Genomic DNA, 22192 nt, shown 5'->3' with positions numbered 1-22192 from the left:
TAACGCGTGGGTGCCCGGGCTATTCCCACTACCCTGGTCCCATGTCGCTGGGGGTGGGGGACGCCGGCTTCAGCTACGGCGGGGTCCCCGTTTTCGCAGGTCTGTCCTTCACCGTCGGCCCTGGTGAGGCCGTTGCCGTCGTGGGTGCGAACGGCTCGGGCAAGTCCACCCTGCTGCGCTGCCTGGTCGGGGCCGAGGCGCTGGACGCCGGCAGCGTGCTGCTCGACGGTGCCGAGGTGGACGAGTCGTCGGGTGCGGTGCGGGCCGCCGTAGCGTCGCTGCTCGACGACGCCGACTACTTCCCGGACGTGTCCGTCGTGGAGCGCCTGCGGCTGCTGGCCTGGCTGCACGGATCCTCGGCCGACGTCCCGGCGGTGCTCGGCGAGGTCGGGCTGACGCCGGTGGCGGACCAGCTGCCCCCGACCCTGTCCTCGGGCCAGCGGCACCGGCTCGGGCTGGCGTCGTGCTTCGTGCGGCCGCGCTCGGTGCTCGTGCTGGACGAACCCGAGCAGCGCCTCGACGCCGCGGGCCGCACCTGGCTGCGGTCCCGCCTGCTGGCGGAGAAGGCCGCCGGGGTGGCCGTCGTGTTCGCGTCGCACGACCACGAGCTGGTGGAGGCGGTGGCGTGCCGGACCGTCGCGCTGTGACCGCGGCGGCCGTCCGGCACCGGTTGCGGCCCCCGGTGCCGTGGCGCTTCCAGGTCGCGCGGCTGTACGCCCCGTTCGTCAACTTCTCGATCGCCGGCCTGGTCGGGTGCGGCTGGGCGTACGCGGGACTGACCAAGACCTCCCACCCAGGGGGCGAGTGGACCGCGCTCTGGTTGTCGGTGCTGGGCGCCGCCGTGCTGATGAAGGTGGCGCTCGCGGCCGGGCCGGTCTTCGCGGGCCCGGACCGGGTGTTCTGGGTGCTGAGCACGCCCGTGTCGCGCGGCGCCCTGCTGCGGCCCCGGTTCCTCTGGCTCCTCGCGGCCGGTGCGGCGGTGGGTGCCGGCTGGCCCGCTGTCGTGTCCGGGATCGTGGGGGCCGTGGTCCCGCCCGTGGCCGCGGCGGGTGCCGGGTCCGCCTGCGGGGTGGCCGTGGTGGCAGGTGCCGTGGTGCTGCAATGGGTTCGGGTGCGGCCGCAGGGATGGTTGAGCGGGCTGGCCGGGCTCGCGGTGGTGGCCCTGCTGGTGCCGCTCTGGGCGGGTTCTGGTGGCGGGCTTCTGGGAACGGCCGGCTTTCCCGTGCGGCCGGGCGGGTGGGCCGGGGTGATCGGTGCCGCCTGGGTGGTGGCGATCGGCTTGGCGGTGGTGGCGGCCGCGGCGCTGCGGTCACTGCGGCGGTCCGACCTCGCGGCGGGCGGTGCGCTCGCGGGTGTGGCGCGGGTGTCGGTGAGCTGGTTCGACCTCGCCCTCCTCGGCGCGGTGCTGGCCGAACGCCGTGCCCGCGCGCTCGGGCGCGTGAAGTCGGTGCGGTTGAGGGGCTCCCGGCTCGTCGTTCTCGCCTGGACCGACGCGCTCCGGCTGCGCCGCACCCCGAACGCCGCGCTCGTCTGGGCGGCGCTGCTCCCCGCCCCGGCGCTGGTGTCGGTGGGCTGGGAGGGCGCTGTCGTTCCCGCCGTCCACCTCGTCGCCGCGTTCCTGGCCACCGACCGGCTGGCCGCGGGGCTGAAGTTCGTCTGCCGCTCGCCCGCGATGCGTCGCGCCCTGGGGCTGCCGGATCGGCAGCTGAGGCTGGCGCACCTCGTGTTCCCCGCGTTCGGCGCGATCGTGTGGTGTGCCGTCACCGCGGCCTTCACCCCGCACGTGTCCGCGGTCAACGCGCTGGTCTCGGCGGTGGGCGCGGTGGCCGTCGTGCACCGGATCGCCACGCGGCCGCCGATCGACTACGGCGCCGCGGTCATCGACTTCGGCGTGTTCGGGCCGACGCCGCTCGGCCTCGTGGTGCAGTTCAGCCGCGGTCCGGCGTTGCTGGCGGTGCTCGGGCTGGTGCAGCTGGCGCTGTAAGAGGCGCGGCTCCTCCGGGGAGTCCGGGGAGCCGCGCCGTCCTGTCAGGCGAGCAGTTCGGCGACCCGCGTGGCGGTGGCCGTGGTGGACTGCGGGTTCTGACCCGTCACGAGCCGGCCGTCCACGACCACCGTGCTCGACCACGGCTCACCCGTCGCGAGGCGCGCGCCCAGGTCGGTCAGCCGGCCGGCGACCGAGTAGGGGACGTCCAGGCCTCCCTGGCGCTCCTCCTCGTCGCTGAACACGGCCATCTCCTTGCCCGCGAACACGAACGTGCCGTCCGCGCGGACCGCGCTGAGCAGACCGGCCGGTCCGTGGCACAGCGCCGCGACGACCTTGCCGCCGTCGTGGAAGTCCGCCAGCAACGCGCCCAGCGACGCGTCGGACGCCAGGTCCGCCATCGGACCGTGCCCGCCCGGCAGGTAGATCGCGTCGAACCCGCTCGCGTCCACATCGGACAGCACGGCAGGGGCGCGCAGGTCCTCCAGCGAGGCGACGGCTTCGTCGAACGTGCCGTCGAGGCTCGCCTTGTCCACGGTCGGCACCACCCCGCCGGGCGTCGCCAGCGTGACCTCGACGCCGGCCTCCCGCAGCACGCGCACGGACTCGACGACCTCCTCCGCCCAGAACCCCGTGGGGTGGGCCGAGCCGTCGGCCAGGGTGAGCGAGTCGGCGCCGGACACGACCATCAGCAGCTTCTTCATGTCGAACAGAACATCACAGATCCGCAGAACGCGACGGATGAGCTATAAGTTGACTTATGGCTGCCAACTTGACGGACCTGGACCTGCTGGCGACGTTCCTGGAGATCTACCGGGCCGGCTCGCTCACCGGCGCGGCCACCAGGCGGGGGCTCACCCAGCCCGCGGTCAGCGGCCAGCTCGCCAGGCTGGAGAAGGAGCTCGGCGAACCGCTGTTCGTGCGGGGCGGCCGCGGCGTCACGCCCACGCCCCGTGCCGACGACCTGGCCCGCCGCGTCGGCCAGCACGTCGACCAGCTCCGCACCGCGCTCGACTCCGGCGGAACCCTAGAAGGCACGGTCCGGATCGGGGGAGCGGCCGAGTTCATGACCGTGCGAGGCCTGCCCGCGCTCGCCCCGCTGACCGGCAGGGGACTTCGGCTGGAGGTGACGTTCGGCCTGGCCGGCGACCTGCTCGCCGCACTCCGGGCCGCGAAGCTGGACGTGGTCCTGTCCTCCGTGCGCCCCGGTGCGGGATTCACCGCCGCACCGGTCACCGACGAGGAGTTCCTGCTGGTCGGGCCACCCCTGCTGGCCAGGACCGTGGACCGGGACCTGCTGGCCGCGGACCCCGCGCGGGCCCTCGAACACCTGCCGCTCGTCGCCTACGACGGCGCCCTGCCGATCATCCGGCGCTACTGGCGCAGCGAGTTCGGCACGCGCCCGGCGAACGCCGTCGCCGTCACCGTGCCCGACCTGCGCGCCGTGCTGGCCGCGGTGATCGCCGGGGCGGGCGTGTCCGCCCTGCCGCGCTACCTCGCCGAACCGGCGCTGGCCGCCGGTTCCGTCGAGCAGCTGCACCACCCGGAGGTGCCCCCGCTCAACACCCTCTACGTCGTCACCCGCGGCACGACCACGCCCGCCACGGACGCCGTCGCGGAGCACCTGCGGTCACGCGACTGGGGCGTCCTCTGAGTGATCAGTCCTGAGTGGACAGACCTCAGACGCTCCGGAGCACCGACACGACGATGCCGAGGATGACGGCCTTGTCCCCGTCGATCACGGGGTAGTCGGCGTTGCGCGGCTCCAGGTACACGTGGCCGCCCTTGCGCTGGTACACCTTGACCGTCGCCTCCTCCTCGATCATGGCGGCGACGATCTGCCCGTTGTACGCCTCGTGCGTCTGCCGCACCACGACCGTGTCGCCGTCGCAGATCGCGGCGTCGACCATCGAGTCGCCGCGCACGCGCAGCGCGAACACGTTGCTGCCCCGGCCGACCAGACCACGCGGCAGGTGCAGCACCTCGTCCACGTGCTCGACGGCGGAGATCGGCGCACCGGCGGCGATGTCACCGACGACCGGCACCGAGATCGAGTCCTCGGAGGTCATCCCCGGCGCCATCGGCGCCCCGCTGAGGAAGACCCGCACGTCCATCGGCCGCGTCACCGAGCCGCCGCGCTTGAGGAAACCCTTGTCCTCCAACGCCGACAGGTGCCGGGAGACGCTGGAGGACGACTTCAGGCCGACGGCCTCGCCGATCTCGCGGGTGCTGGGGGAGTAGCCGTGCTCGACGACCCAGTCGCGAATGGCGACCAGGATCCTCTGCTGGCGCTCCGGCAGCACCGTCGTGTCGAGCTCGAGATCGTCGTAGGCGGTCATCGGTCGATAGTAGTAATCCGCTTGCCAGACACGATCGGGTGGTCGTTCGATCATGCGATGACCTCTGCCTGGGTAGGAGAAGTCGTCCGGCTGCGCGGCGTCGAACCGGAGGACTGGGACGCGTTTCAGAGGTTCGACGAGAACACGGGCGACATGCGGCGCGCGGATCGCGTTCATCCGCCGCGATCCGCCGCCGCCCAGCGGGAGTGGGCGCAGACGACCGCGCTGAGGAAGCCGGAGGACGACAGGATGGTGCTCGCCGTCGAGTCGCTCGCCGGTGGAGTACCGGTCGGCATGGTGACCACCAGTGAGATCGACCACCGCGCGGGCCGGTTCAGGTACGGCGTCGCGATCGGCGCCGAGCACAAAGGACGCGGCTACGCGACGGAAGCCGTGCGGCTGCTGCTCGGCTTCATGTTCGGCGAGCGGCGGTTCCACAAGTGCGGGGCCAGCGTGTGGGCCTTCAACGACGCCTCGATCGCGTTGCACCGCAAGCTCGGTTTCACCGAGGAGGGCAGGCTGCGCGACCACGAGTTCTTCGCCGGCCGCCACCACGACGTGGTGCTGTTCGGCATGACCGCGACCGAGTTCGCCGCCCGGCACCCGTTCCCGCGCGAGATCTGACCGGCTGCCGCACGATGTGGCGGTGAGCACACGCCGGGAACGCTTCTGGCCCCTGCGGCCAGGTAGGTCTGTGCGAACCGAAGCGGCGCCCGTGGCGCTGACACCAGGAGCGGCGCCGGCCTTGCTGGACGAGGCCGCGCTGCTGGAGGTCTACGAATCGACGGCCGGGCGGTTGCACCGCTACGTGGCCAGGCGGGTCGGTCCCGACACGGCGCAGGACGTGGTCTCGGAGGCGTTCCTGGTGCTCTGGGACCAGCGCGCCGGGCAGGCCTACGACGCGGACGCCGTGCGGGCCTGGCTCTACGGGGTGGCGACGAACCTGTTGCGGGGCCACGTGCGTGCCGAGGAACGCAAGCTGCGGGCGTGGAGCAAGGAGCACGCGGCCCGCACCGACGAGGCCGACATCGGTGACCGGGTGAGTGCCGCGGCGGACGCCGACGTGCTCGCCGGACCGCTCACCTCCTGGCTCGCCGAACTGCGCGTCGAGGAACGCGAGGTGCTGCTGCTGCACGCGTGGGCGGACTTCACGCCCGCCGAGATCGCCGTGGCGCTCGACGTCCCGGTGGCCACCGTGCGCACCCGCCTGCACCGCGGCCGGGCACGGCTGCGCACCCGCCTCGCCGCAACCGCCCACGACTTCACCGAGGACAGCCATGTCTGAGCCCACCAAGCCCGAGACCCTCGACCGAGTGCTCGACGCCGCCCTCTCGCGCGCCGGCGACGAGCCCGTCCAGTTCGACGTCGCCGCGGGCAGGAACGCCCTGGCCGCCGCTCTCCAGGCACGCGCCGAAGCGGCCGGGCCGATCGCCGCCGGCGTGCGGACCCGGCCGCGTCGCCGCACCCGCTGGCTCGCCGCCGCGGCCGCCGTGGCCGTGCTGACCGGCGGTGGCCTGGCCGCGTCGACCGTCGACCTCACCGGCGTCGGCAGCAACCCGGTGAGCGCCGCCGAGGAGCTGACCAAGGCCGCCGACCTGGCCTCCCGCGTGGTCGAGCGGCCTCTCGCGCCCGGCCAGTTCCGCTACGTGCGCACCCGTTCCGAGGGCATCACGGTGGAGCTCGGCTCCGGGCACGCCTCGACGACCGACCTGGTCCAGGAGGAGTGGATTCCCGCCGACCGCCGCGGCGAGTGGCTGTTCCGGAACAAGATCAACTCCGTGAGGTGGCTGGACGGACACGAGGGTGACGGCCGGCCGGACGCCGGTACGTCGTTCAAGGACGGCCAGGAGTTCCGCGCCAAGTGCGGCAACTACTCCTACTTCGCCGAGGGGCAGCCGGACCGGTGCACCACCGGCTCGCTCGGCAGCCCCACGCCGGAGTTCATCGCGTCGTTGCCGAAGGACCCGAAGGAGCTCTACGCCAGGCTCGAAGCCGAGAACGGGACCGGTGACCCGGGCGTGCTGTCGTCGGCTCGCACAGCTCTGCAGTCGGGCGTGTTCCCCGCCGACGTGCGGGCGAACATCTTCCGGGCGGTCGCGCTGGTGCCGGGGCTGGTCGTCACGGACAAGAAGGCCAACCTCGACGGCAAGGAAGGCGTCGCGCTCGGCATCAGGCAGGGCGACGACTTCAGCGAGATCATCGTCGACCCGGAGAACGGCGACTTCATCGGTGGCCGGTCGACCGTGGCCGAGGACCTGCCCGAGGACGAGGGCGGTCTGGAGAAGGGCACCGTCCGCGAGTCCTACGCGGTGACCTCCGCGGTGGTGGACGCGCTGGGCGGCCGCCCCTAGACCTTCTCCCGCGTTCGGGGCGCGGGAGAGACATGCAACCCTGGGGTTGCGCATCCTCGGGGGGATGTGCAACTCTGGGGTTGCACTTATTGGCGGACCTGGGAGTTGTCGTGAGCGTGGACCGGATCGAACGCGAGACCCTGATCGAAGCACCGTTGGCGCGGGTCTGGCAGCTGGTGACCGAGCCGGGGTTCTGGGTGGCCACACAGCCGTCCGGCACCGCGGTCGAGGGGGAGACGACCCTTTGCAAGAACGAGCAGTACGGCGACTTCCCGGTCAGGGTCGAGACCGTGACGCCGCAGACGTACGTGTCCTACCGCTGGGCGAGCGCGTTCGGCGGGCAGGAGCTGAGCGAGGACAACACGACGCTCGTCGAGTTCACGCTCACGCCCGAGGGTGCGGCGACTCGGCTCAAGGTCGTGGAGAGCGGGTTCTCGCGGCTCGCGGGCTCGGAGGAGCTGCGCGCGAAGGCCCTGCAGGACAACACGGGCGGCTGGTCCGAGGTGCTCGAGGCGTTCACGAAGAAGGCCGAAAGCTAAGTTGAACGCGTGCCCAAATCAGCCGACCGAGGTCGCCGCACCCGTGAACAACTGATCGACGCCGCCGCGCGGCTCGTGGGCGAGGTCGGCTGGGGTGCGGTGACCACGCGGCTGGTCGCCGAACGGGCGGGCGTCAACGCGGCGCTCGTGCACTACCACTTCTCGTCGGTGCCGGAGCTGCTGTCGACGGCCGCGCTCCAGCGCGCCGCGCGGGTGCTGGCCGAGTCGGCGCAGGCGCTCGGAACCGCGTCGCCGGCCGAGGGCGTCGAGCGGATCTTCGAGGACCTGTCCCGCTTCACGGGTGCGGATCCCGAGTCGTTGCTGCTGGCCGAGGCGTTCCTCGCCGCGCATCGGCTGCCCGAGCTGCGGGCGGGGCTGGCGGAGCTGGTCGCGGACTTCCGGGCGCGGGTCGCCGAGTGGCTGCGGACCGCGGGTGTGCGGGACGCCGACGCGGTGGCGTTGTTGCTGGGAGCGGCCATCGACGGGCTGGTGCTGCACCGCGCGCTGGACTCGTCGGTCGACTTCCGCGTGGTCGCGGGTCCGTTCCGGCGCCTCGTCGCGGGCTGACCTGCGCGGTCTCGGCGAACGCGTCCGCGAGTGCTAAGTTGGGCATATGCCTAAGTCGAATGCCCAGCAGCGTGCGTTGATCGTCGGGGCGGGGATCGCCGGGCTCACCTCCGCGTGGTGGCTGGAGCGCGCCGGGTGGGACGTCTCGGTGGTGGAGAAGGCACCGTCGTTCCGCGCGGGCGGCTACATGATCGACTTCTTCGGACCGGGTCACGAGGTGGCACGGCGGATGGGCCTGCTGCCGGCGCTGGAGGCGCGGCGGGCGCCGATCTCGTCGGTGACGAGCGTGGACTCCTCGGGGCGTCGGCGCGCCGAGATCTCCACGGCCGCCTACGAGGCGGTCGCGGACGGGGTGATCAGCCTGTTGCGCGGCGATCTCGCGTCGGTGGTCCGTGATGACCTGCGGGCCTCGATCCGTTGTGGCACAACGGTGTCCGCCGTGGACGACGGGCGGGTGACGTTCTCGGACGGGTCCTCGGGGGAGTTCGACCTGGTCGTCGGCGCCGACGGGGTGCACTCGCGGGTGCGGGAGCTGGTGTTCGGGCCGTCGTCGTCCTTCGTGCGCTATCTCGGGCACCACACGGCGGCGTTCTCGTTCCGGGACGTGGAGCTGAGCGCCCGGATCGGTCACCGCTACCAGATGCTGACCGTGCCGCAGCGGATGATCGGCTGCTACGCCGTGCGGGACGGGTCGATGGCCGCGCTGATGCTCTACCGGTCCGCTTCTCCCGAGCTGCCCGCTGATCCGGCCGCGGCGCTGCGGGAACGGTTCGGCGACCTCGGCTGGGTCGCGCCCTCGCTGCTCTCCGTGGTGCCGCAGGACGTCTACTACGACGAAGTGTCCCAAGTGGACATGCCCGTGTGGCATCGCGGCAAGGTCGTGCTCGTGGGCGACGCGTGCGGTGCGGTCTCGCTGTTCGCCGGCCACGGTGCTTCACTCGCGATGACCGGCGCCTGCGTGCTGGCGGAGGAGCTCGCCGCGGGCACCGAAGGCGCCTTCGCGCGTTATCAGAGCCGGATGAAGCCCGCCGTCGAGCACACGCAGGAGTTCGGGCGGCGGTTCATCGGCTGGATGGCGCCGTCGTCCGCGTGGCGGATCTCGTTGCGCGACTTGGCGTTCCAGCTCTCCGGCCTGCCCGTCGTGCGGAAACTGATCCGCGGCTCCGTCTCGCCGGACATCGACGGCGTGCTCGTCAGCGCGAGTCGTACGCCTCGCGGTTGACCAGCACCTCCGCGATGTGGTCCTCCGCCCACCGGCACAGCGCGAGCAGCGGCTCGTGCAACGTGAACCCGAGTTCCGTCAGCTCGTACTCGACCCGCGGCGGCACCTCGGCGTACACGTGCCGCGTGATCAGCCCGTCGCGTTCGAGGTCCCGCAGCGTCTCGGTGAGCACCTTGCCGCTGATGCCCTCGAGCTGCGCCTTGAGGTCGCCGAACCGCGCGCGCCCGTTGCCCAGCACGGACACCGCCATCGCCGTCCACTTGTTCGCGATGCGCGCCAGGCTCGTGCGCGACGGGCAGGTGGCCGCGAGCACGCTCCAGTCCGGCATGGTCTGTGACATGGCGCACATCCGTCCATTAGTTACGTTGAGGTAATTGGTTACTTTCGTGAGCATAGGTCAACCGCAACGAAATGGAGAGACCTATGACCACCCCGCTCGCCGTCGCCACCACCTACTTCGACGCCCTGGAGGCCGGTGACTTCGCCACCGTCGCCGCCCAGTTCTCCGACGACGTCGTGTGGCACCAGCCCGGCGGCAACCGGTTCTCGGGCGTGCACCGCGGCAGCGAAGCCGTCGGGGCGATGCTCGGCGGCATGATGTCCGTGTCCGAGGGCACTTTCGCTTTGAAGCGCAGCGCGCCGCTGATGGTGAACGGCGATGTCGTGGCGGCTTCGGTGCACTGGACCGCCCGGCGGTCCGGCGCGGAGATGGACGGGACCGGGATCGACCTGATGCGCGTCGCGGACGGGAAGGTCGTCGAGGTGTGGCTGTTCACGGCCGACCCGGCGGAGGAGGACGCGTTCTGGGGGCAGGGGTGATTTCGGCGCGTCCCGCCACCCGATCGGGCTAGGGCACGACAGACTGTGGCACGTGGAACGGGATCGCAGGTGGGTGGACAAGGGTGAGGCCATCGGGCACGGCGTGAGCTGGCTCGCGCGGTGGAGTCTTCGGGTGGCGCTGGCCGCGCTGGGCTTCTGGATGGTCTTCTGGCTGGTCGGGAAGCTCTGGGTGGTCGTCATGCCCGTGCTGCTCGCCCTGCTGATCACGACGGTGCTGTGGCCGCCGGCGCGGTGGATGATGTCGAAGGGCCTCAACTCGGCCCTGGCGGCGACGATCGTGCTGGTCGTCGGGCTCGGCGTGCTGGGCGGGGTCATCGCGGCGATCTCGACGTCGATCGCGTCCGGTGTGCCGGAGATCGCGCAGAGCGCGCAGAAGGCCGTCAGGCAGCTGCAGGACTGGGTGGCAGGGCCGCCGTTCAACCTGCGCGGCAGTGATCTCGACCGGTTGATCGCCCAGGGCGTCGACCAGGTCCAGTCCAGCATCGGGTCGATCGCCGGCGGACTGCTGACCGGTGCGGGCGCGGTGACGTCGGGCCTGGTGACCGGGATCGTGGCGCTGCTGCTGGCCTTCTTCTTCGTCAAGGACGGCACGCGGTTCACGCCTTGGGTGCGCGGGCTGATCGGTGAGCGGGCCGGTGGGCACGTCACGACGGTGCTGGAGCGGATCTGGGTCACGCTCGGCAGCTTCATCCGCAGCCAGGCCGTCGTGTCGCTGATCGACGCGGTGTTCATCGGGGCGGGCCTGCTCGTCCTGGGCGTGCCGCTGGCGGTGCCGCTGGCCGCGCTGACGTTCCTCGGCGGCTTCGTCCCGATCATCGGCGCGTTCATCGCCGGTGCGCTGGCCGTGCTGGTCGCGCTCGTCAGCAACGGCCTGACCACGGCGATCATCATGCTGATCATCGTCATCGTGGTGCAGCAGGTCGAGGGCAACGTGCTGCAGCCCATCCTGCAGTCGCGCAGCCTGCGCCTGCACGCGGCGGTCGTCCTGCTCGTCGTCACGGCCGGCACGTCGCTCTACGGCATCGCGGGCGCGTTCTTCTCCGTGCCGGTCGCCGCCGCCGTGGCCGTCGTGATGCGCTACCTGGGCGAAGTCATCGAGGCGAGGTCCGTAATGGTTACGTCACAACCTGACGGGGATGATCCAGGGGAGACCGAACGTTCTCCTGAGTGAACACCGAGAAGAGGAGTGACACTGTGACGGAGAAGGCTGTTCTCGCGGGCGGCTGTTTCTGGGGCATGCAGGACCTGTTCCGCCGCCACCCCGGCGTCGTCTCCACGCGCGTCGGGTACACCGGCGACCCCAGCACGCCGAACGCCACGTACCGCAACCACGGCAACCACGCCGAGGCCATCGAGATCGTGTTCGACCCCGAGCAGCTCAGCTACCGGCAGGTCCTGGAGTTCTTCTTCCAGATCCACGACCCGTCGACCCGCAACCGCCAGGGCAACGACATCGGCGCCGGCTACCGCTCGGCGATCTTCTACACCGACGACACCCAGAAGAAGATCGCGGAGGAGACGATCGCCGCGGTCGACGCCTCCGGCAAGTGGCCCGGCAAGGTCGTCACCGAGGTCACCCAGGAGTCGGACTTCTGGCTGGCCGAGCCCGAGCACCAGGACTACCTGGAGCGTTACCCGAACGGCTACACGTGCCACTACGTGCGGCCGGAGTGGCAGCTCGGCGAGCGTTGATCGAGATCGTCGCGCTGCACGTCTCACCCGTGCACGCTTTCGAGGGCCGTCCGTCGGACGGCCCTCGTCCCGATCCGGGGCCCGTCTCGCGTGACCACGTGGAGATCCGGGCGGGGCTGGGCGTCGTCGGCGACCGCTACTTCAACCACCCCGCGCACCGCAACGCCGCGGTCACCTTCATCGCGGCCGAGTCGCTCGATCCGTGGCCGGTGGACCCGCTGCTGGCGCGCCGCAACGTCGTCGTGCGCGGGTTCGGCGTGGACTCGCTGCCGCGCGGCACCGTGTTCAGCCTGGACAGCGGGGACGGGCCGGTGCGGTTCGAGGTGCGTCGTCCGGCGCACCCGTGCGCGTGGATGGACCAGGTCATCGCTCCGGGTGCCTTCAAGGCGCTGCGGGGCAGGGGCGGGATCCGGTGCGTGCCGCTGGACGACGGGGTGCTGCGCACCGGAAGATCCACCGCGGTCATAGTGGACGCATGAAGTGGTTGCGGCGCAAGCCCACGATCATCACGGCGGCGAGCCTCACGCTCGTGCTCGTCGCCGCGGTCACCCTGTGGAACGTCAGCAGCGCCCGCACGTTCCAGTTCTTCGGCGACCTGGTCGACCGCGTCGAGACCGGCGAGAAGGTGGTCGCCCTCACCTTCGACGACGGGCCGGACCCCGCCGGTGCCCAGCAGGTCCTGGACCTGCTCGCGGCCGAGGACGTGCCGGCCACGTTCTTCCTCATGGGCCGCGACCTCGAGAAGCACCCCGACCTCGGCAGGCGGATCGCGGACGCCAAGCACGAGATCGGCAACCACACCTACAACCACCAGCGCATGGTCGGCGTTCTGCCGAGCACGGTGGCGAGGGAGGTGGAGGACACCGACGCCCAGATCCGCAAGACCGGCTACAGCGGCGACATCCACTTCCGCCCGCCCAACGGCAAGAAGCTCTTCGCCCTGCCGCTCTACCTGGAGCAGCACGACCGCACGACGGTCATGTGGGACGTCGAACCGGACTCCGAGGGCTCGCCCACCGCGCAGGAGATCACCCAGCGGACCCTGGCGCAGACCAGGCCGGGCTCGATCATCCTGCTGCACCCCATGTACGCGGCGAGGGAGCAGACCCGGCAGGCGCTCAGGCCCGTCATCACCGGGCTCAAGGAACGCGGCTACCGGTTCGTCACCGTGTCCACGCTCCTCGGCGGTCGCTAGATCAGGTCGGCCAGCTCGACCCGGCGCAGGAACTCGCCGCGGATCCGGTCCGCCACCGCGTTGACGACCTCCGCGCCGTCGGAGGAAGGGTCGACGTGCACCCGGAACGGCGGCTTCGCGGCGCCGGCCACGTCCACGATCGCGTCGGCCACGGCACCGGCGTCCGCCCACGACGGCTCCAGCTCGGCGAGGCGGCTGCCGACCTGGTCCACCAGGCCGGGGTAGAGCTCCTCGTACTCCGCGGCGCGTGCGGTGTCGGCGGGCGTGCCGCTGTGCGCGAAGTGGTTGGTGCCGCGGGTGAACGCGCCCGGCACGACGATCGTGGTCTCGATGCCGAACCGCAGCAGTTCGGCGCGGTAGGAGACGGCCACCGCGTCCATCGCCGCCTTGGCCGCGAAGTACGGCGCCAGGTACGGGGGAGTGCCGCCGCGCGTCGAGCTCGACCCGACCCACACGACGTGGCCGGAGCGCCGGCCGCGCAGGTGCGGCAGGGCGGCGCGGTTCACGCGCTGGGTGCCCAGGACGTTGACGTCGTACAGGTCCGCGTACTGCTCCGGCGTGAAGGCCTCGGCCGGGCCGGTGGCCATGTGGCCCGCGTTGTGGACGACCACGTCCAGGTGGCCCTGTTCCTCGATGATCGTGCTGATCGCGGCGTCCGCGGACTCCTGCGACCGCACGTCGAGTTCGACGGCGTGCACGTCGGCGTTGTTCTCGGCCCCGAAGGCCTTCAGGTCCGCGACGGCGGTGGCGTTGCGGCCGAGGGTTTCCCTCATGCCCGCGTACACCGTGTGTCCGGCGAGGGCCAGCCTGCGCACCGCCAGCGCGCCGAAGCCGCTGGACGCGCCCGTGACGACGATGACCTCGCCCATCAGATGATGCCTCCGTTCGCGCGGATGGTCTGGCCGTTGATCCAGCGAGCGGGACCGGCCAGGAAGGAGATGACCTCGGCGATGTCGCCGGTCGAGCCGAGACGCTCCAGCGGCGCCTGCTTCGCGAGGGTGTCGATGGTCGCCTGGTCCTTGCCGTCGAGGAACAGGTCGGTGGCCGTGGGGCCGGGGGCGACGGTGTTCACGGTGATGTCGCGGCCGCGCAGCTCACGGGCGAGGACCAGGGTCAGCGCCTCGACGCCGCCCTTGGACATGGCGTAGGCCCCGTACTGGGGGAAGCGCAGGCCCACCACGGACGACGAGACGTTGATGATCGCGCCACCGTCGCGCAGCCTGCGGGCGGCCTGCTGGTTCACGATGAACGTGCCGCGGGCGTTGGTGCGCATGACGCGGTCGAACGTGTCGAGGTCCATGTCCGCGACGGTGCCGAGCGGCATGATGCCCGCCGAGTTCACCACGACGTCGACGCCGCCGAAGGTCTCCCCGGCCAGTTCGAAGGCGGCGGTGACCGCCTCCTCGTCGCCGACGTCGGCCTGCGCGGCGACGGCCTGACCGCCGTTCGCCCTGATCTTCTCCACGGTCTCGTCAGCGGCGCTCTTGTTGCCGGCGTACACGATGACAACGGCAGTTCCCCCGGCGGCGAGACGTTCGGCGGCTGCCCGTCCGATGCCCCTCGATCCGCCGGTGACGATCGCAACGCGAGTCATGTCAGTGCTCCTAGCTGCTGTTTCCGTCGTTACCTCCAAAACGTATCACTGATATCGAATCGCTGCTACCGCTGGCGTGTTATCGTCGTTACATGGACACGAGGGAGCGTCTGGTGAAGGCCGCGGCCGACCTGCTCGTCGAGGGCGGCAAGGAAGCGGTCTCCACGCGCGCGGTCGCCGCGGCCGCGGGAGTGCAGGCGCCGACGCTCTACCGGCTGTTCGGCGACAAGGACGGGCTGCTCGACGCCGTGGCGGGGTTCGGTTTCTCCGACTACCTCTCGAGCAAGCACGCGATGGGCGTGGGCGACGACCCCGTCGACGACCTGCGCAGGGGGTGGGACCTGCACATCGGCTTCGGCCTGGCGCGGCCCGCGTTCTACCTGCTGATGTACGGCGAGCCGCGCAAGCGCGCGGCGAGGCTGGAGGCGGACGCGATGCTCCGCGAGATCATCGGCCGCATCGCGGCGGCGGGCCGCCTGACGGTCCCGGTGGAGCAGGCGGCGCAGTTCGTGCACGCGGCGGGCATGGGCGTGGTGCTGGCGCTGCTCGCGACGCCGGAGCAGGAGCGAGACCTGGAGCTCATTGCGTTCTCGCGCGAGAACGTCATCAGGGCGATCACGACGGACGTCGCGCCGGACGCGCCGACGGACATCCCGAGCCGGGCGATCGCGCTGAGGGCGGCACTGGAGGAGGACCCGCCCCTGGTGCTGTCTCCAGCGGAACGGGCCCTCCTGGCCGAGTGGCTCGACCGGGTCGCGAAGTAGCTGCGCGGCCGGACGATCAGGCGTTCGGGTCGAACGGGATCCCGGCCGGCTTCGAGATGCTCAGGTTGTGGTTGAACGCGCCGTCCTTGATCGCCAGGGACGCGCTGCCGAAGTTCGCGTTCACGAGCTTGTCGCGCACGCCGGCCGGGAAGCGGTCCCAGCTGACGAGATCGGGGTACTGGTAGACCCCGTAGTGGTTCTCCGCCTGCTCACCCGCACCCGCGAGGCGGAAGCAGTGCGTGCTGGCGCCGTCCTTGTGGTAGATGATCTTCGGGTGCGTGCCTTCCCACTGCACGTTGGCGCGCGGGTGCGTCTTGTACTTGCCGTGCTCCGACGTCGAGACGTACTGGGCCACGTCGTTCTGCACCCAGACGACCACGTGCTCGATGTCGTGGCGATGACCGCAGCAGTCCCACAGCGGAACGGCCTGGTCCTTCTCGAAGTACAGGTCGTACAGGTAGGCGCACCAGCCGTTGTTGCACTTGGAACGGCTGTAGGAGTTGGTGTTGTCCAGGTCGGACCTGTCGTGGCAGTTGCCGTTCAGGGCGCCCGAGTTGTTCAGGCCCGGCGCGATGTCACCGGTCGGCGAGATCGCCGGGGTGGGGTAGCAGCCGTCGCCGTCGTAGTCGAACGCCGGCTGCCACTTGCCGTCGGCCGCCTCGTAGTTGGCGGGGATGGCCCGGGGCGGGTCAGCGAGTGCGATGCCGGGGAACAGTGCCGTGATCAGCAGGGCGCCGGCGAGCGCGGGCAGGAGTTTCTTCCTCAACTTCAGGCCTCCGGTGAGCAGCAGGGAGCGGAGAGGCGTGCGAGGCAGAAGGTGGTACATGAACCACCTTCACGTCTAGGTGGTTGGCCAAATCTTTGCCGTACCGGGAATTTCACAGCTGTGGAACGGAATCGATCACGTGCGCGGGCCGTGATCTCGTCGCCGCAGGTCGGCCGGTGCACGGTCAGCCGCGCGACCCGCTTGCGCAACGCGGGCTCCAATTCGGCGCAACCGCGCGTCTTCTCACCGCGGTCGGGTTTGATCGACGAATGTTCACCTGGCGCCGCACGGGTTCGGAGGGGTCACATGAAGCTCGTCGCTGCTTCGACGCTCACGCAGGACGAACTCGCTGACGTGCGGCAGATCTACTTCGACGGCTTCGCGCCGCACCTGCGCGCGCCGTTCGGCGATCTGCTGGCCGACAGCGCGTTCGTCCTGGTGGACTCCCGGCCGCTGGGGTTCGCCGTGCTGCGGGTCCTCGGCGGCACCGGCTGGGTCTACCTGCGCTACTTCACCGTGGGGGAGAAGGGCCGGGGGCTCGGAGAACACCTCTGGACGCACCTGCGCGCGGCGATGACCGGCGCCGGCCACACCCGGATCGTCTACGACGTGGAGGACCCGGCCCAGCACGGCATCGACCCGGCCGAGGAACGGATCCGGCGCCGCCGCATCGCGTTCTACCGCCGCCTCGGCGCCGTGGTGCTGCCCGTCCACGGCTATCTGCCGCCCGAGGGCAGCGCCGGCCACCCGATGCTGCTGATGGCCGCCGACTACGTTCCCCAGACCCCGGCCGCGGCCGACGACTTCCGGCGGATCGTCCTCGCCGTGTACGAGCACCGGTACGGCATCGCGGCGTCCGATCCGCTGGTGACGAGGACGTTGCGGCTCAGCGGCGTCTCACATGCGGGCTGAGCCGACCTTCCAGTACCCGCTGAACATGATCGCCTTGCGGTCCACCCCGCGGTCCTTCACCAGGTGGCGGCGCACGCCGGTCGCGAGCGCCGACTCCCCGCACGCCCACGCGTACTCCACGGTGGGCAGCGCCTTGTCCTGGATCGCCTTCAGCACGGCGGATCCCGGCTCGGCGTCGCCGCGCAGCACCCACTCCGCGTCGAGGTCGAGCCGGTAGGACTCGTCCGGCACCTCGGCGAACACGTGCGCCGGCCGCGTCTCGGCCTCGAGGATCGCCGCGAGGGCGGGCAGCGCGGTCTCGTCGGCCACGAGCAGCACGGACCCGTCCGCGGGCGGCCGGTAGGCGGAGCCGCCCGCCCGGAAGCCGGCCTTGTCGCCCGCGATCGCGCGCCGGGCCCACCGCGTGCCGGGGCCGGCGTCGCCGTGCACGACGAAGTCGACGTCGATCTCGGCCATGTCAGGCCGGTGCGCGCGGACCGTGTACCAGCGCAGGTCCGGGCGGGTGTCCTCCGGCATCGCGCTCAGCGACGTGCGGACGTTGATGCGGTCGTCGGCCGGCATGACGAGCTCGCGGCCGGTCGCCATCAGCAGGCCGAAGTACTCGTCGGGCCCGGTCACCGCGAACGAGGAGAACTCCGGCGCGTGGAAGGTGATCCGGCGCATGTGGGCGCTGAGCTCGGTCACCGCCGTGACGGTCATGACGAACTGGTCGAAGACCTCGCGGCGGTTCGCCGGGGCCATCATCATCTCGGCGGCCTTGGTGGCGGCCTTGAGGGTGAACCGGTCGAAGGCGGAGTAACGCGACATGCTCCGCAACGTACACCTTTGGTTAGGCTTACCTAAACCCTCAGGCGAAATCGAGATCCAGAGCGCACACTGCGGACATGTTCCCCAGGACCGCGCAACAGCAATGGTGGTTCGAAGAGTCCGAGAGCAAGAACCGCAGCCAGGCCATCGGCCTGCGGCTCGCCATCGCCTACCACGAGCGGGACGCCGAGGCCGTCGAGCGACTGCTGCCGCAGGACCGGGACGAGGCCTGGCTGGTGATGGGCGCGCTGGAGAACGGCCTGCTGGCGCTCAACCAGCTCTACCCGCCCGGCCCGCCCGACGAGGTGTGGGAGCGGGTCACCCCGATCATCGACGCCGCCGCGCCCAAGGGAGTGGTGCCACGTACGCGCGCGCTGCTCGCGGCGATGTCGCACGCCATGTACAACGCCACACTCGGTGAGGTCTACGAGCGCAAGGAAGAGGATCCGTACACGGGTGCGCACCTGTACGCGGCCATCACGGCGATGCGCGCGGCCGAGCGCGAGGGCAGCGTTCAGCGGATGCTGCAGAAGGCCGACGAGCTGGATCTGGCCTAGTCGCAGGGGGTGCGGTCAGCCTCACCGCCGGCGGAGGCGCGTGTGAGGTGCAGCTAACAGACACCCGCGCGTGCATGTCCATACATTGTCGTGCATAATTCTGTACGTGTCCAAGGTGCTCACTTCACTTCCGGCCGGCGAACGCGTCGGCATCGCCTTCTCAGGTGGTCTCGACACCTCCGTCGCGGTCGCGTGGATGCGTGAGAAGGGCGCTGTGCCCTGCACGTACACCGCGGACATCGGCCAGTACGACGAGCCCGAGATCGAGACCGTCCCCGGTCGCGCGGGCACGTACGGTGCCGAGATCGCGCGTCTCGTCGACTGCCGTTCCGCGCTCGTCGAGGAAGGTCTCGCGGCGCTGGCCTGCGGCGCGTTCCACATCCGGTCCGGCGGCCGCGCGTACTTCAACACGACGCCGCTCGGGCGGGCCGTCACGGGCACCATGCTCGTGCGCGCCATGCTCGACGACGACGTGCAGATCTGGGGTGACGGCTCCACCTACAAGGGCAACGACATCGAGCGGTTCTACCGCTACGGCCTGCTCGCGAACCCGTCGCTGCGGATCTACAAGCCGTGGCTCGACGCCGCGTTCGTGACGGAGCTCGGCGGCCGCAAGGAGATGTCCGAGTGGCTGCTGGAGCGTGACCTGCCCTACCGCTCGTCCGTCGAGAAGGCGTACTCGACCGACGCGAACATCTGGGGCGCGACGCACGAGGCCAAGTCGCTCGAACTGCTCAACGAGGGCATCGAGATCGTCGAGCCGATCATGGGCGTCAAGTTCTGGGACCCGTCGGTCGAGATCGCGACCGAGGACGTCACCATCGGCTTCGACCAGGGCCGTCCGGTCACGATCAACGGCAAGGAGTTCGGCGACGCCGTCGACCTCGTGCTGGAGGCGAACGCCATCGGCGGCCGCCACGGTCTCGGCATGTCCGACCAGATCGAGAACCGCATCATCGAGGCCAAGAGCCGCGGCATCTACGAGGCGCCCGGAATGGCGTTGCTCTTCATCGCCTACGACCGCCTCGTGAACGCCATCCACAACGAGGACACCGTCGCGGCGTACCACAACGAGGGCCGCAAGCTCGGCCGGCTGCTGTACGAGGGCCGCTGGCTCGACCCGCAGTCGCTGATGCTGCGCGAGTCGCTGCAGCGCTGGGTCGGCGCCGCGGTCACCGGCGAGGTCACGCTGCGGCTGCGCAGGGGCGACGACTACTCGATCCTCGACACGTCCGGCCCGGCGTTCAGCTACCACCCGGACAAGCTGTCGATGGAGCGCACCGAGGACTCGGCGTTCGGCCCGGTCGACCGCATCGGCCAGCTGACCATGCGCAACCTCGACATCGCGGACTCGCGCGCCAAGCTGGAGCTCTTCGCGGGCCTCGGCATGGTCGGCACCCGCCAGTCGGCGCTCATCTCGGCCCAGCCGGAGCCGACCCAGCTGATCGGCGACGTGCCGGACGGCGGCGCGGAGGCCATCGCCTCGCGCGGTGAGGTCTCGGAGGCCGACGAGCTGCTCGACGCGGCGGCCATGGAGTTCGGCACGGACTGACGGCACGGGGTGGGCGGGGTCGGCCCGCCCACCCCTGTCGGCGTCAGGTCTGCGGCCACATCGAGTAGATGACGTTCTCCTCGTCGGCGCACACGACCTGGGGCATGATCCCTTCAGCGACCTGGTTGCACGACATCGATCCGATCTTGATCGGCGGCAGGCCCGTCTTCGGCTCCACGCGCTGGGCGTAGTAGTCGAACAGCACCGCTCCGGCCTGGTCGCAGTTGAGCCTGCCCTTCGGGGTCTCCACCACGACGGCCAGCATCGGCTTGCTGAGGGCTCCGAGGAACAGCTTGTCGCAGTACTGCGAGGGCAGGCTCTCGTACTGCTCCGGAGGCACCCCGTCGAGAGCCGTCTTCGCGGCGGTGGTGCTCGGCGTGGCCGTCTCCTGCGTCGTCGTCTCCTGGGTGGTCGTCCCCGGAGTGGTCGTCTCCGGCGTGCCGGTCGCCGAACCGGACCCGGTGACCTCCGGGGTGCAGCCCGCGGCGAGCAGGGCGAGGAGCACAGGTGCGATCAAGAACCTCATGCCTGCGGGGTCGGCGGCGGGCTCGCAGTCGTTACCCCGCTAGTGTTCCGGCTTGTGTCGACCGAGGCTGAGCGGGCCAGGCCCGCCGTGCTGCTGAACCCGCTCGAAGGCGACCCGACGGACGCCGACAGCCACATCGGTGGCCCGATGCTGTGGCCGATCGACGAGCCCTGGCCCACCTGCGACGGCACCGCCCACGACCCCGCGAGCGGAGCCGAGCCGTTCGTCGGCGCCGTGCAGCTCTACCGGCGCGACTTCCCGGAGCTGCCGTTCCCGGCCGGCACCGACGTGCTCCAGGTGTTCCTCTGCACGCTGCACCACGACCTCCCGCACGCCCACGGCCCGGACGTGCGGCTGGTGTGGCGCGACTCCACGACGGTGGTCGAGCTGGTGGAGGAGGAGCCCGAGCCGTCGGTGCAGGAGGAGAGCTACGTCCCCACGGTCAACGTGCTCGAACCCATCCGCTTCACCGAGCACGAGTCGAAGGTCTCCGGCGGCACGAAGATCGGCGGCTGGACGCCGTGGTGGCAGAGCGGTCCTCTCGAGTTCGAGTGCCCGCACTGCGGTGCGGCACAACGCCAGACGCTGTCGCTCGCGACGCACGAACCATCCGGTGACGACGTGGAGTGGGAGTTCGGCCGCGAGGGCAACCTGAACGTCCTCACGTGCACCGGGGACGTCAGGCACCCGATCACCGTGCTCGTCGACTGAGCGCCGCCACGCCCGCCAGCAGCACCAGCAGGACCCCGGCGAACCACGTCATCACCGCCGTCGGGGCGAGGAACCGCGTCGCCAGCCCGATCGACAGCGACGGCACGCTCAGTCCCAAGTAGGCGATGAAGAACAGCGTCGCCAGCGCTTCGCCGCGATTCTGCGGTGCCGCCATCGACGAGACCGCGCCGATCGACGCCTTGAACTGCACGCCGGCGCCCACGCCCGCGATCGCGCCACCGGCGAGGAACAACGGGAAGCTCGTCGCGTGCATCCCGGCGACGACCAGCAGCATGCCGAGCGCCTGCCCGCTGAGGCCGAGCGTGCGCTTCGCGGCCGCAGTGAGCCCGCCGGTCACCGTCTGCGCGAGCGCCGCGCCACCGAACACGAGGAACACCACGAGCCCGGCCAGCAGGCGCGACGGGTGGTGCAGCTCGCCCGCCACGAAGCCCGGCGAGACGGACGTGAACACGCCGAACACCGCGAACGCGGCGAACGCCCCCAGTGCCGCTTCGAGGTAGGCCGTGCGGTCGCCGTGATCGGCGCTGATCCGTTGTGGACGGTACGGAACCTGCTTGCGCACCACGGTTTCCGGGGTGAGGGCGACCGCGGCGATGCTCACCGCGAGCAGCACGGCCAGCACGACGTACGGGGTCGTCAGCGGCGCGGGCGCGTACTGCGCGAGCACGCCCGCGACCAGTGCGCCGGCACCGAGGCCGCCGATGTTCGCGGCGGTCGACACGATCTCGAACCTGCGCGGGGAGGCGCCGGGGCGGTGCCGGGTGTGCAGGTCGTGCAGGTAGGCGGTGGCGGTCGCGGCGATCAGGCCGACGCCCAGGCCGTTGACCACGCGGGCGACGACCAGGACCGGCAGCGACGTGCTGGTCAGGAAGAGCAGCGCGGACACGATCTCCAGGCCCAGCGCCGGGATGAGGACCGTCTTGCGGCCTGCCCAGTCCGAGACGTGGCCCGCCAGGACGAGGCTGATCACCACTCCGACGGCGAAGGCGGCGAACACGACGGTGATCGCGAACGTCGAGAAGCCCTCTCGGGCGACGTAGAGCGGGAACAGCGGGGCGGGGACGGTCGAGTACGCCATCGCGACGAGGAACGTACCGGCGACAGCCCAGAAACCGCGCCCGTGGTGCCTGCTGACGGCGGGGCGTTCGGCGACCGGTGAATCGAGGAGCAACGACATGCCACCACCTTGCGGTCCAGCAAGCATCTCGTCCAACGAAAGTTGAAGCTGAGGATCATCACTTTCTGAGATACTC

28 protein-coding genes are annotated in these 22192 nt (G+C 70.9%); 19 read left to right on the top strand and 9 right to left on the bottom strand.

Going from position 1 to position 22192, the window contains the following annotated elements:
• The first annotated feature begins 41 nt into the window (after positions 1-41).
• The gene (locus ORI60_RS03070; RefSeq protein WP_266033780.1) at positions 42-647 is read left to right on the top strand and encodes an ABC transporter ATP-binding protein; all 606 of its coding nucleotides are present in this window, start codon (positions 42-44) and stop codon (positions 645-647) included.
• Positions 644-1984 carry a DUF6297 family protein gene (locus ORI60_RS03065; RefSeq protein WP_266033777.1) on the top strand — a complete coding sequence of 447 codons (1341 nt, stop codon included), beginning with the start codon at positions 644-646 and terminating at the stop codon, positions 1982-1984. Before ORI60_RS03070 ends, ORI60_RS03065 begins: the two co-directional genes overlap by 4 nt.
• Before the next feature lie 44 nt (positions 1985-2028).
• Here ORI60_RS03065 and ORI60_RS03060 read toward each other — a convergent pair whose 3' ends face one another.
• Positions 2029-2688: a type 1 glutamine amidotransferase domain-containing protein gene (locus ORI60_RS03060; RefSeq protein WP_266033774.1), complete on the bottom strand. Its 660-nt coding sequence runs from the start codon at positions 2686-2688 to the stop codon at positions 2029-2031.
• Positions 2689-2744: 56 nt separating this feature from the next.
• On the opposite strand from ORI60_RS03060, the gene ORI60_RS03055 reads away from it, so the two are divergent.
• A complete protein-coding gene (locus ORI60_RS03055; protein WP_266033772.1) occupies positions 2745-3638 on the top strand; it encodes a LysR family transcriptional regulator in 894 nt (297 codons plus the stop codon).
• 25 nt (positions 3639-3663) lie between these two features.
• Here ORI60_RS03055 and lexA read toward each other — a convergent pair whose 3' ends face one another.
• The gene (gene lexA, locus ORI60_RS03050) at positions 3664-4323 is read right to left on the bottom strand and encodes a transcriptional repressor LexA (RefSeq protein WP_266033769.1); all 660 of its coding nucleotides are present in this window, start codon (positions 4321-4323) and stop codon (positions 3664-3666) included.
• A gap of 57 nt (positions 4324-4380) precedes the next feature.
• Between lexA and ORI60_RS03045 the strand changes: the two genes are divergently transcribed.
• The 6 genes from ORI60_RS03045 (at position 4381) to ORI60_RS03020 (ending at position 9002) form a co-directional block, all read left to right on the top strand.
• Positions 4381-4947 carry a GNAT family N-acetyltransferase gene (locus ORI60_RS03045; protein WP_266033767.1) on the top strand — a complete coding sequence of 189 codons (567 nt, stop codon included), beginning with the start codon at positions 4381-4383 and terminating at the stop codon, positions 4945-4947.
• A 70-nt stretch (positions 4948-5017) separates the two neighbouring features.
• Positions 5018-5608: an RNA polymerase sigma factor gene (locus ORI60_RS03040; RefSeq protein ID WP_266033765.1), complete on the top strand. Its 591-nt coding sequence runs from the start codon at positions 5018-5020 to the stop codon at positions 5606-5608.
• Positions 5601-6674 (top strand): CU044_5270 family protein, encoded by a 1074-nt coding sequence (locus tag ORI60_RS03035; RefSeq protein WP_266033762.1) that lies wholly within the window; start codon positions 5601-5603, stop codon positions 6672-6674. The genes ORI60_RS03040 and ORI60_RS03035 overlap by 8 nt, the downstream gene beginning before the upstream one ends.
• A 110-nt stretch (positions 6675-6784) precedes the next feature.
• Positions 6785-7213, top strand: a complete 429-nt coding sequence (locus ORI60_RS03030) for an SRPBCC domain-containing protein (RefSeq protein WP_266033759.1) — start codon at positions 6785-6787, stop codon at positions 7211-7213.
• A gap of 9 nt (positions 7214-7222) precedes the next feature.
• Positions 7223-7780, top strand: a complete 558-nt coding sequence (locus ORI60_RS03025; RefSeq protein WP_266033756.1) for a TetR/AcrR family transcriptional regulator — start codon at positions 7223-7225, stop codon at positions 7778-7780.
• Between the two features lie 46 nt (positions 7781-7826).
• Positions 7827-9002 (top strand): FAD-dependent oxidoreductase, encoded by a 1176-nt coding sequence (locus ORI60_RS03020; RefSeq protein ID WP_266033754.1) that lies wholly within the window; start codon positions 7827-7829, stop codon positions 9000-9002.
• Here the strand turns inward: ORI60_RS03020 and ORI60_RS03015 are convergent.
• Complete coding sequence (locus tag ORI60_RS03015) at positions 8974-9342, bottom strand: winged helix-turn-helix transcriptional regulator (RefSeq protein ID WP_266033749.1); 369 nt, start codon at positions 9340-9342, stop codon at positions 8974-8976. The genes ORI60_RS03020 and ORI60_RS03015 overlap by 29 nt on opposite strands.
• 83 nt (positions 9343-9425) lie before the next feature.
• Between ORI60_RS03015 and ORI60_RS03010 the strand changes: the two genes are divergently transcribed.
• From ORI60_RS03010 to ORI60_RS02990, 5 genes are read left to right on the top strand one after another with little or no spacing between them, the layout of a single operon-like run.
• Positions 9426-9821 (top strand): nuclear transport factor 2 family protein, encoded by a 396-nt coding sequence (locus ORI60_RS03010; protein WP_266033747.1) that lies wholly within the window; start codon positions 9426-9428, stop codon positions 9819-9821.
• Positions 9822-9873: 52 nt separating this feature from the next.
• Positions 9874-11013, top strand: a complete 1140-nt coding sequence (locus tag ORI60_RS03005) for an AI-2E family transporter (RefSeq protein ID WP_266033745.1) — start codon at positions 9874-9876, stop codon at positions 11011-11013.
• A 23-nt stretch (positions 11014-11036) separates the two neighbouring features.
• Entirely contained in the window at positions 11037-11534 is a 498-nt protein-coding gene (gene msrA / locus ORI60_RS03000) for a peptide-methionine (S)-S-oxide reductase MsrA (protein WP_266033744.1), read from the top strand.
• Entirely contained in the window at positions 11513-12013 is a 501-nt protein-coding gene (locus ORI60_RS02995) for an MOSC domain-containing protein (RefSeq protein WP_266033742.1), read from the top strand. The genes msrA and ORI60_RS02995 overlap by 22 nt, the downstream gene beginning before the upstream one ends.
• A complete protein-coding gene (locus ORI60_RS02990) occupies positions 12010-12729 on the top strand; it encodes a polysaccharide deacetylase family protein (RefSeq protein WP_266033741.1) in 720 nt (239 codons plus the stop codon). The genes ORI60_RS02995 and ORI60_RS02990 overlap by 4 nt, the downstream gene beginning before the upstream one ends.
• On the opposite strand, the gene ORI60_RS02985 is transcribed toward ORI60_RS02990, so the two are convergent.
• Positions 12726-13598 carry an SDR family oxidoreductase gene (locus ORI60_RS02985; RefSeq protein WP_266033738.1) on the bottom strand — a complete coding sequence of 291 codons (873 nt, stop codon included), beginning with the start codon at positions 13596-13598 and terminating at the stop codon, positions 12726-12728. The two genes, ORI60_RS02990 and ORI60_RS02985, sit on opposite strands and share 4 nt — an antisense overlap.
• On the bottom strand, positions 13598-14323 hold the full coding sequence (locus ORI60_RS02980; RefSeq protein WP_266033737.1) for an SDR family oxidoreductase: 726 nt from the start codon (positions 14321-14323) through the stop codon (positions 13598-13600). Before ORI60_RS02980 ends, ORI60_RS02985 begins: the two co-directional genes overlap by 1 nt.
• Before the next feature lie 92 nt (positions 14324-14415).
• On the opposite strand from ORI60_RS02980, the gene ORI60_RS02975 reads away from it, so the two are divergent.
• Positions 14416-15087, top strand: a complete 672-nt coding sequence (locus ORI60_RS02975; RefSeq protein ID WP_266033734.1) for a TetR/AcrR family transcriptional regulator — start codon at positions 14416-14418, stop codon at positions 15085-15087.
• Positions 15088-15103: 16 nt separating this feature from the next.
• On the opposite strand, the gene ORI60_RS02970 is transcribed toward ORI60_RS02975, so the two are convergent.
• Positions 15104-15913 (bottom strand): NPP1 family protein, encoded by an 810-nt coding sequence (locus ORI60_RS02970; RefSeq protein WP_266033733.1) that lies wholly within the window; start codon positions 15911-15913, stop codon positions 15104-15106.
• A 246-nt stretch (positions 15914-16159) separates the two neighbouring features.
• Here ORI60_RS02970 and ORI60_RS02965 point away from each other — a divergent pair, with 246 nt between their 5' ends.
• The gene (locus ORI60_RS02965) at positions 16160-16765 is read left to right on the top strand and encodes a hypothetical protein (RefSeq protein WP_266033730.1); all 606 of its coding nucleotides are present in this window, start codon (positions 16160-16162) and stop codon (positions 16763-16765) included.
• On the opposite strand, the gene ORI60_RS02960 is transcribed toward ORI60_RS02965, so the two are convergent.
• Positions 16751-17572: a siderophore-interacting protein gene (locus ORI60_RS02960; protein WP_266033728.1), complete on the bottom strand. Its 822-nt coding sequence runs from the start codon at positions 17570-17572 to the stop codon at positions 16751-16753. The genes ORI60_RS02965 and ORI60_RS02960 overlap by 15 nt on opposite strands.
• A gap of 77 nt (positions 17573-17649) precedes the next feature.
• Here ORI60_RS02960 and ORI60_RS02955 point away from each other — a divergent pair, with 77 nt between their 5' ends.
• Both ORI60_RS02955 and argG read left to right on the top strand, forming a co-directional pair.
• Positions 17650-18129, top strand: a complete 480-nt coding sequence (locus tag ORI60_RS02955) for a hypothetical protein (RefSeq protein ID WP_266033726.1) — start codon at positions 17650-17652, stop codon at positions 18127-18129.
• A gap of 106 nt (positions 18130-18235) precedes the next feature.
• Entirely contained in the window at positions 18236-19681 is a 1446-nt protein-coding gene (argG, locus tag ORI60_RS02950) for an argininosuccinate synthase (protein ID WP_266033724.1), read from the top strand.
• A 43-nt stretch (positions 19682-19724) separates the two neighbouring features.
• Here the strand turns inward: argG and ORI60_RS02945 are convergent, their stop codons facing one another.
• Entirely contained in the window at positions 19725-20207 is a 483-nt protein-coding gene (locus ORI60_RS02945; protein WP_266033722.1) for a hypothetical protein, read from the bottom strand.
• Positions 20208-20261: 54 nt separating this feature from the next.
• On the opposite strand from ORI60_RS02945, the gene ORI60_RS02940 reads away from it, so the two are divergent.
• Positions 20262-20918 carry a hypothetical protein gene (locus ORI60_RS02940; RefSeq protein WP_266033720.1) on the top strand — a complete coding sequence of 219 codons (657 nt, stop codon included), beginning with the start codon at positions 20262-20264 and terminating at the stop codon, positions 20916-20918.
• Here ORI60_RS02940 and ORI60_RS02935 read toward each other — a convergent pair.
• A complete protein-coding gene (locus ORI60_RS02935) occupies positions 20899-22116 on the bottom strand; it encodes an MFS transporter (protein WP_266033717.1) in 1218 nt (405 codons plus the stop codon). The two genes, ORI60_RS02940 and ORI60_RS02935, sit on opposite strands and share 20 nt — an antisense overlap.
• Positions 22117-22192: the final 76 nt, after the last annotated feature.

Source organism: Lentzea sp. NEAU-D7, assembly GCF_026242055.1.
In the GTDB taxonomy this organism is placed as follows: domain Bacteria; phylum Actinomycetota; class Actinomycetes; order Mycobacteriales; family Pseudonocardiaceae; genus Lentzea.
The sequence above is the reverse complement of the archived record's forward strand: the minus strand, read 5'-3'. Positions and strand labels throughout refer to the sequence as shown.

Coding starts and splice junctions, on each gene's coding strand:
- ORI60_RS03035 (WP_266033762.1), top strand. CDS start 5,601: ATGTCTGAGCCCACCAAGCCCGAGACCCTCGACCGAGTGCTCGACGCC.
- ORI60_RS03055 (WP_266033772.1), top strand. CDS start 2,745: ATGGCTGCCAACTTGACGGACCTGGACCTGCTGGCGACGTTCCTGGAG.
- ORI60_RS02985 (WP_266033738.1), bottom strand. CDS start 13,598: ATGGGCGAGGTCATCGTCGTCACGGGCGCGTCCAGCGGCTTCGGCGCG.
- ORI60_RS02965 (WP_266033730.1), top strand. CDS start 16,160: ATGAAGCTCGTCGCTGCTTCGACGCTCACGCAGGACGAACTCGCTGAC.
- ORI60_RS02935 (WP_266033717.1), bottom strand. CDS start 22,116: ATGTCGTTGCTCCTCGATTCACCGGTCGCCGAACGCCCCGCCGTCAGC.
- ORI60_RS03010 (WP_266033747.1), top strand. CDS start 9,426: ATGACCACCCCGCTCGCCGTCGCCACCACCTACTTCGACGCCCTGGAG.
- ORI60_RS02975 (WP_266033734.1), top strand. CDS start 14,416: ATGGACACGAGGGAGCGTCTGGTGAAGGCCGCGGCCGACCTGCTCGTC.
- ORI60_RS02990 (WP_266033741.1), top strand. CDS start 12,010: ATGAAGTGGTTGCGGCGCAAGCCCACGATCATCACGGCGGCGAGCCTC.
- lexA (WP_266033769.1), bottom strand. CDS start 4,323: ATGACCGCCTACGACGATCTCGAGCTCGACACGACGGTGCTGCCGGAG.
- ORI60_RS02980 (WP_266033737.1), bottom strand. CDS start 14,323: ATGACTCGCGTTGCGATCGTCACCGGCGGATCGAGGGGCATCGGACGG.
- ORI60_RS03020 (WP_266033754.1), top strand. CDS start 7,827: ATGCCTAAGTCGAATGCCCAGCAGCGTGCGTTGATCGTCGGGGCGGGG.
- ORI60_RS03070 (WP_266033780.1), top strand. CDS start 42: ATGTCGCTGGGGGTGGGGGACGCCGGCTTCAGCTACGGCGGGGTCCCC.
- ORI60_RS03045 (WP_266033767.1), top strand. CDS start 4,381: ATGACCTCTGCCTGGGTAGGAGAAGTCGTCCGGCTGCGCGGCGTCGAA.
- ORI60_RS02945 (WP_266033722.1), bottom strand. CDS start 20,207: ATGAGGTTCTTGATCGCACCTGTGCTCCTCGCCCTGCTCGCCGCGGGC.
- ORI60_RS03060 (WP_266033774.1), bottom strand. CDS start 2,688: ATGAAGAAGCTGCTGATGGTCGTGTCCGGCGCCGACTCGCTCACCCTG.
- ORI60_RS02960 (WP_266033728.1), bottom strand. CDS start 17,572: ATGTCGCGTTACTCCGCCTTCGACCGGTTCACCCTCAAGGCCGCCACC.
- ORI60_RS02970 (WP_266033733.1), bottom strand. CDS start 15,913: ATGTACCACCTTCTGCCTCGCACGCCTCTCCGCTCCCTGCTGCTCACC.
- ORI60_RS02955 (WP_266033726.1), top strand. CDS start 17,650: ATGTTCCCCAGGACCGCGCAACAGCAATGGTGGTTCGAAGAGTCCGAG.
- ORI60_RS03015 (WP_266033749.1), bottom strand. CDS start 9,342: ATGTCACAGACCATGCCGGACTGGAGCGTGCTCGCGGCCACCTGCCCG.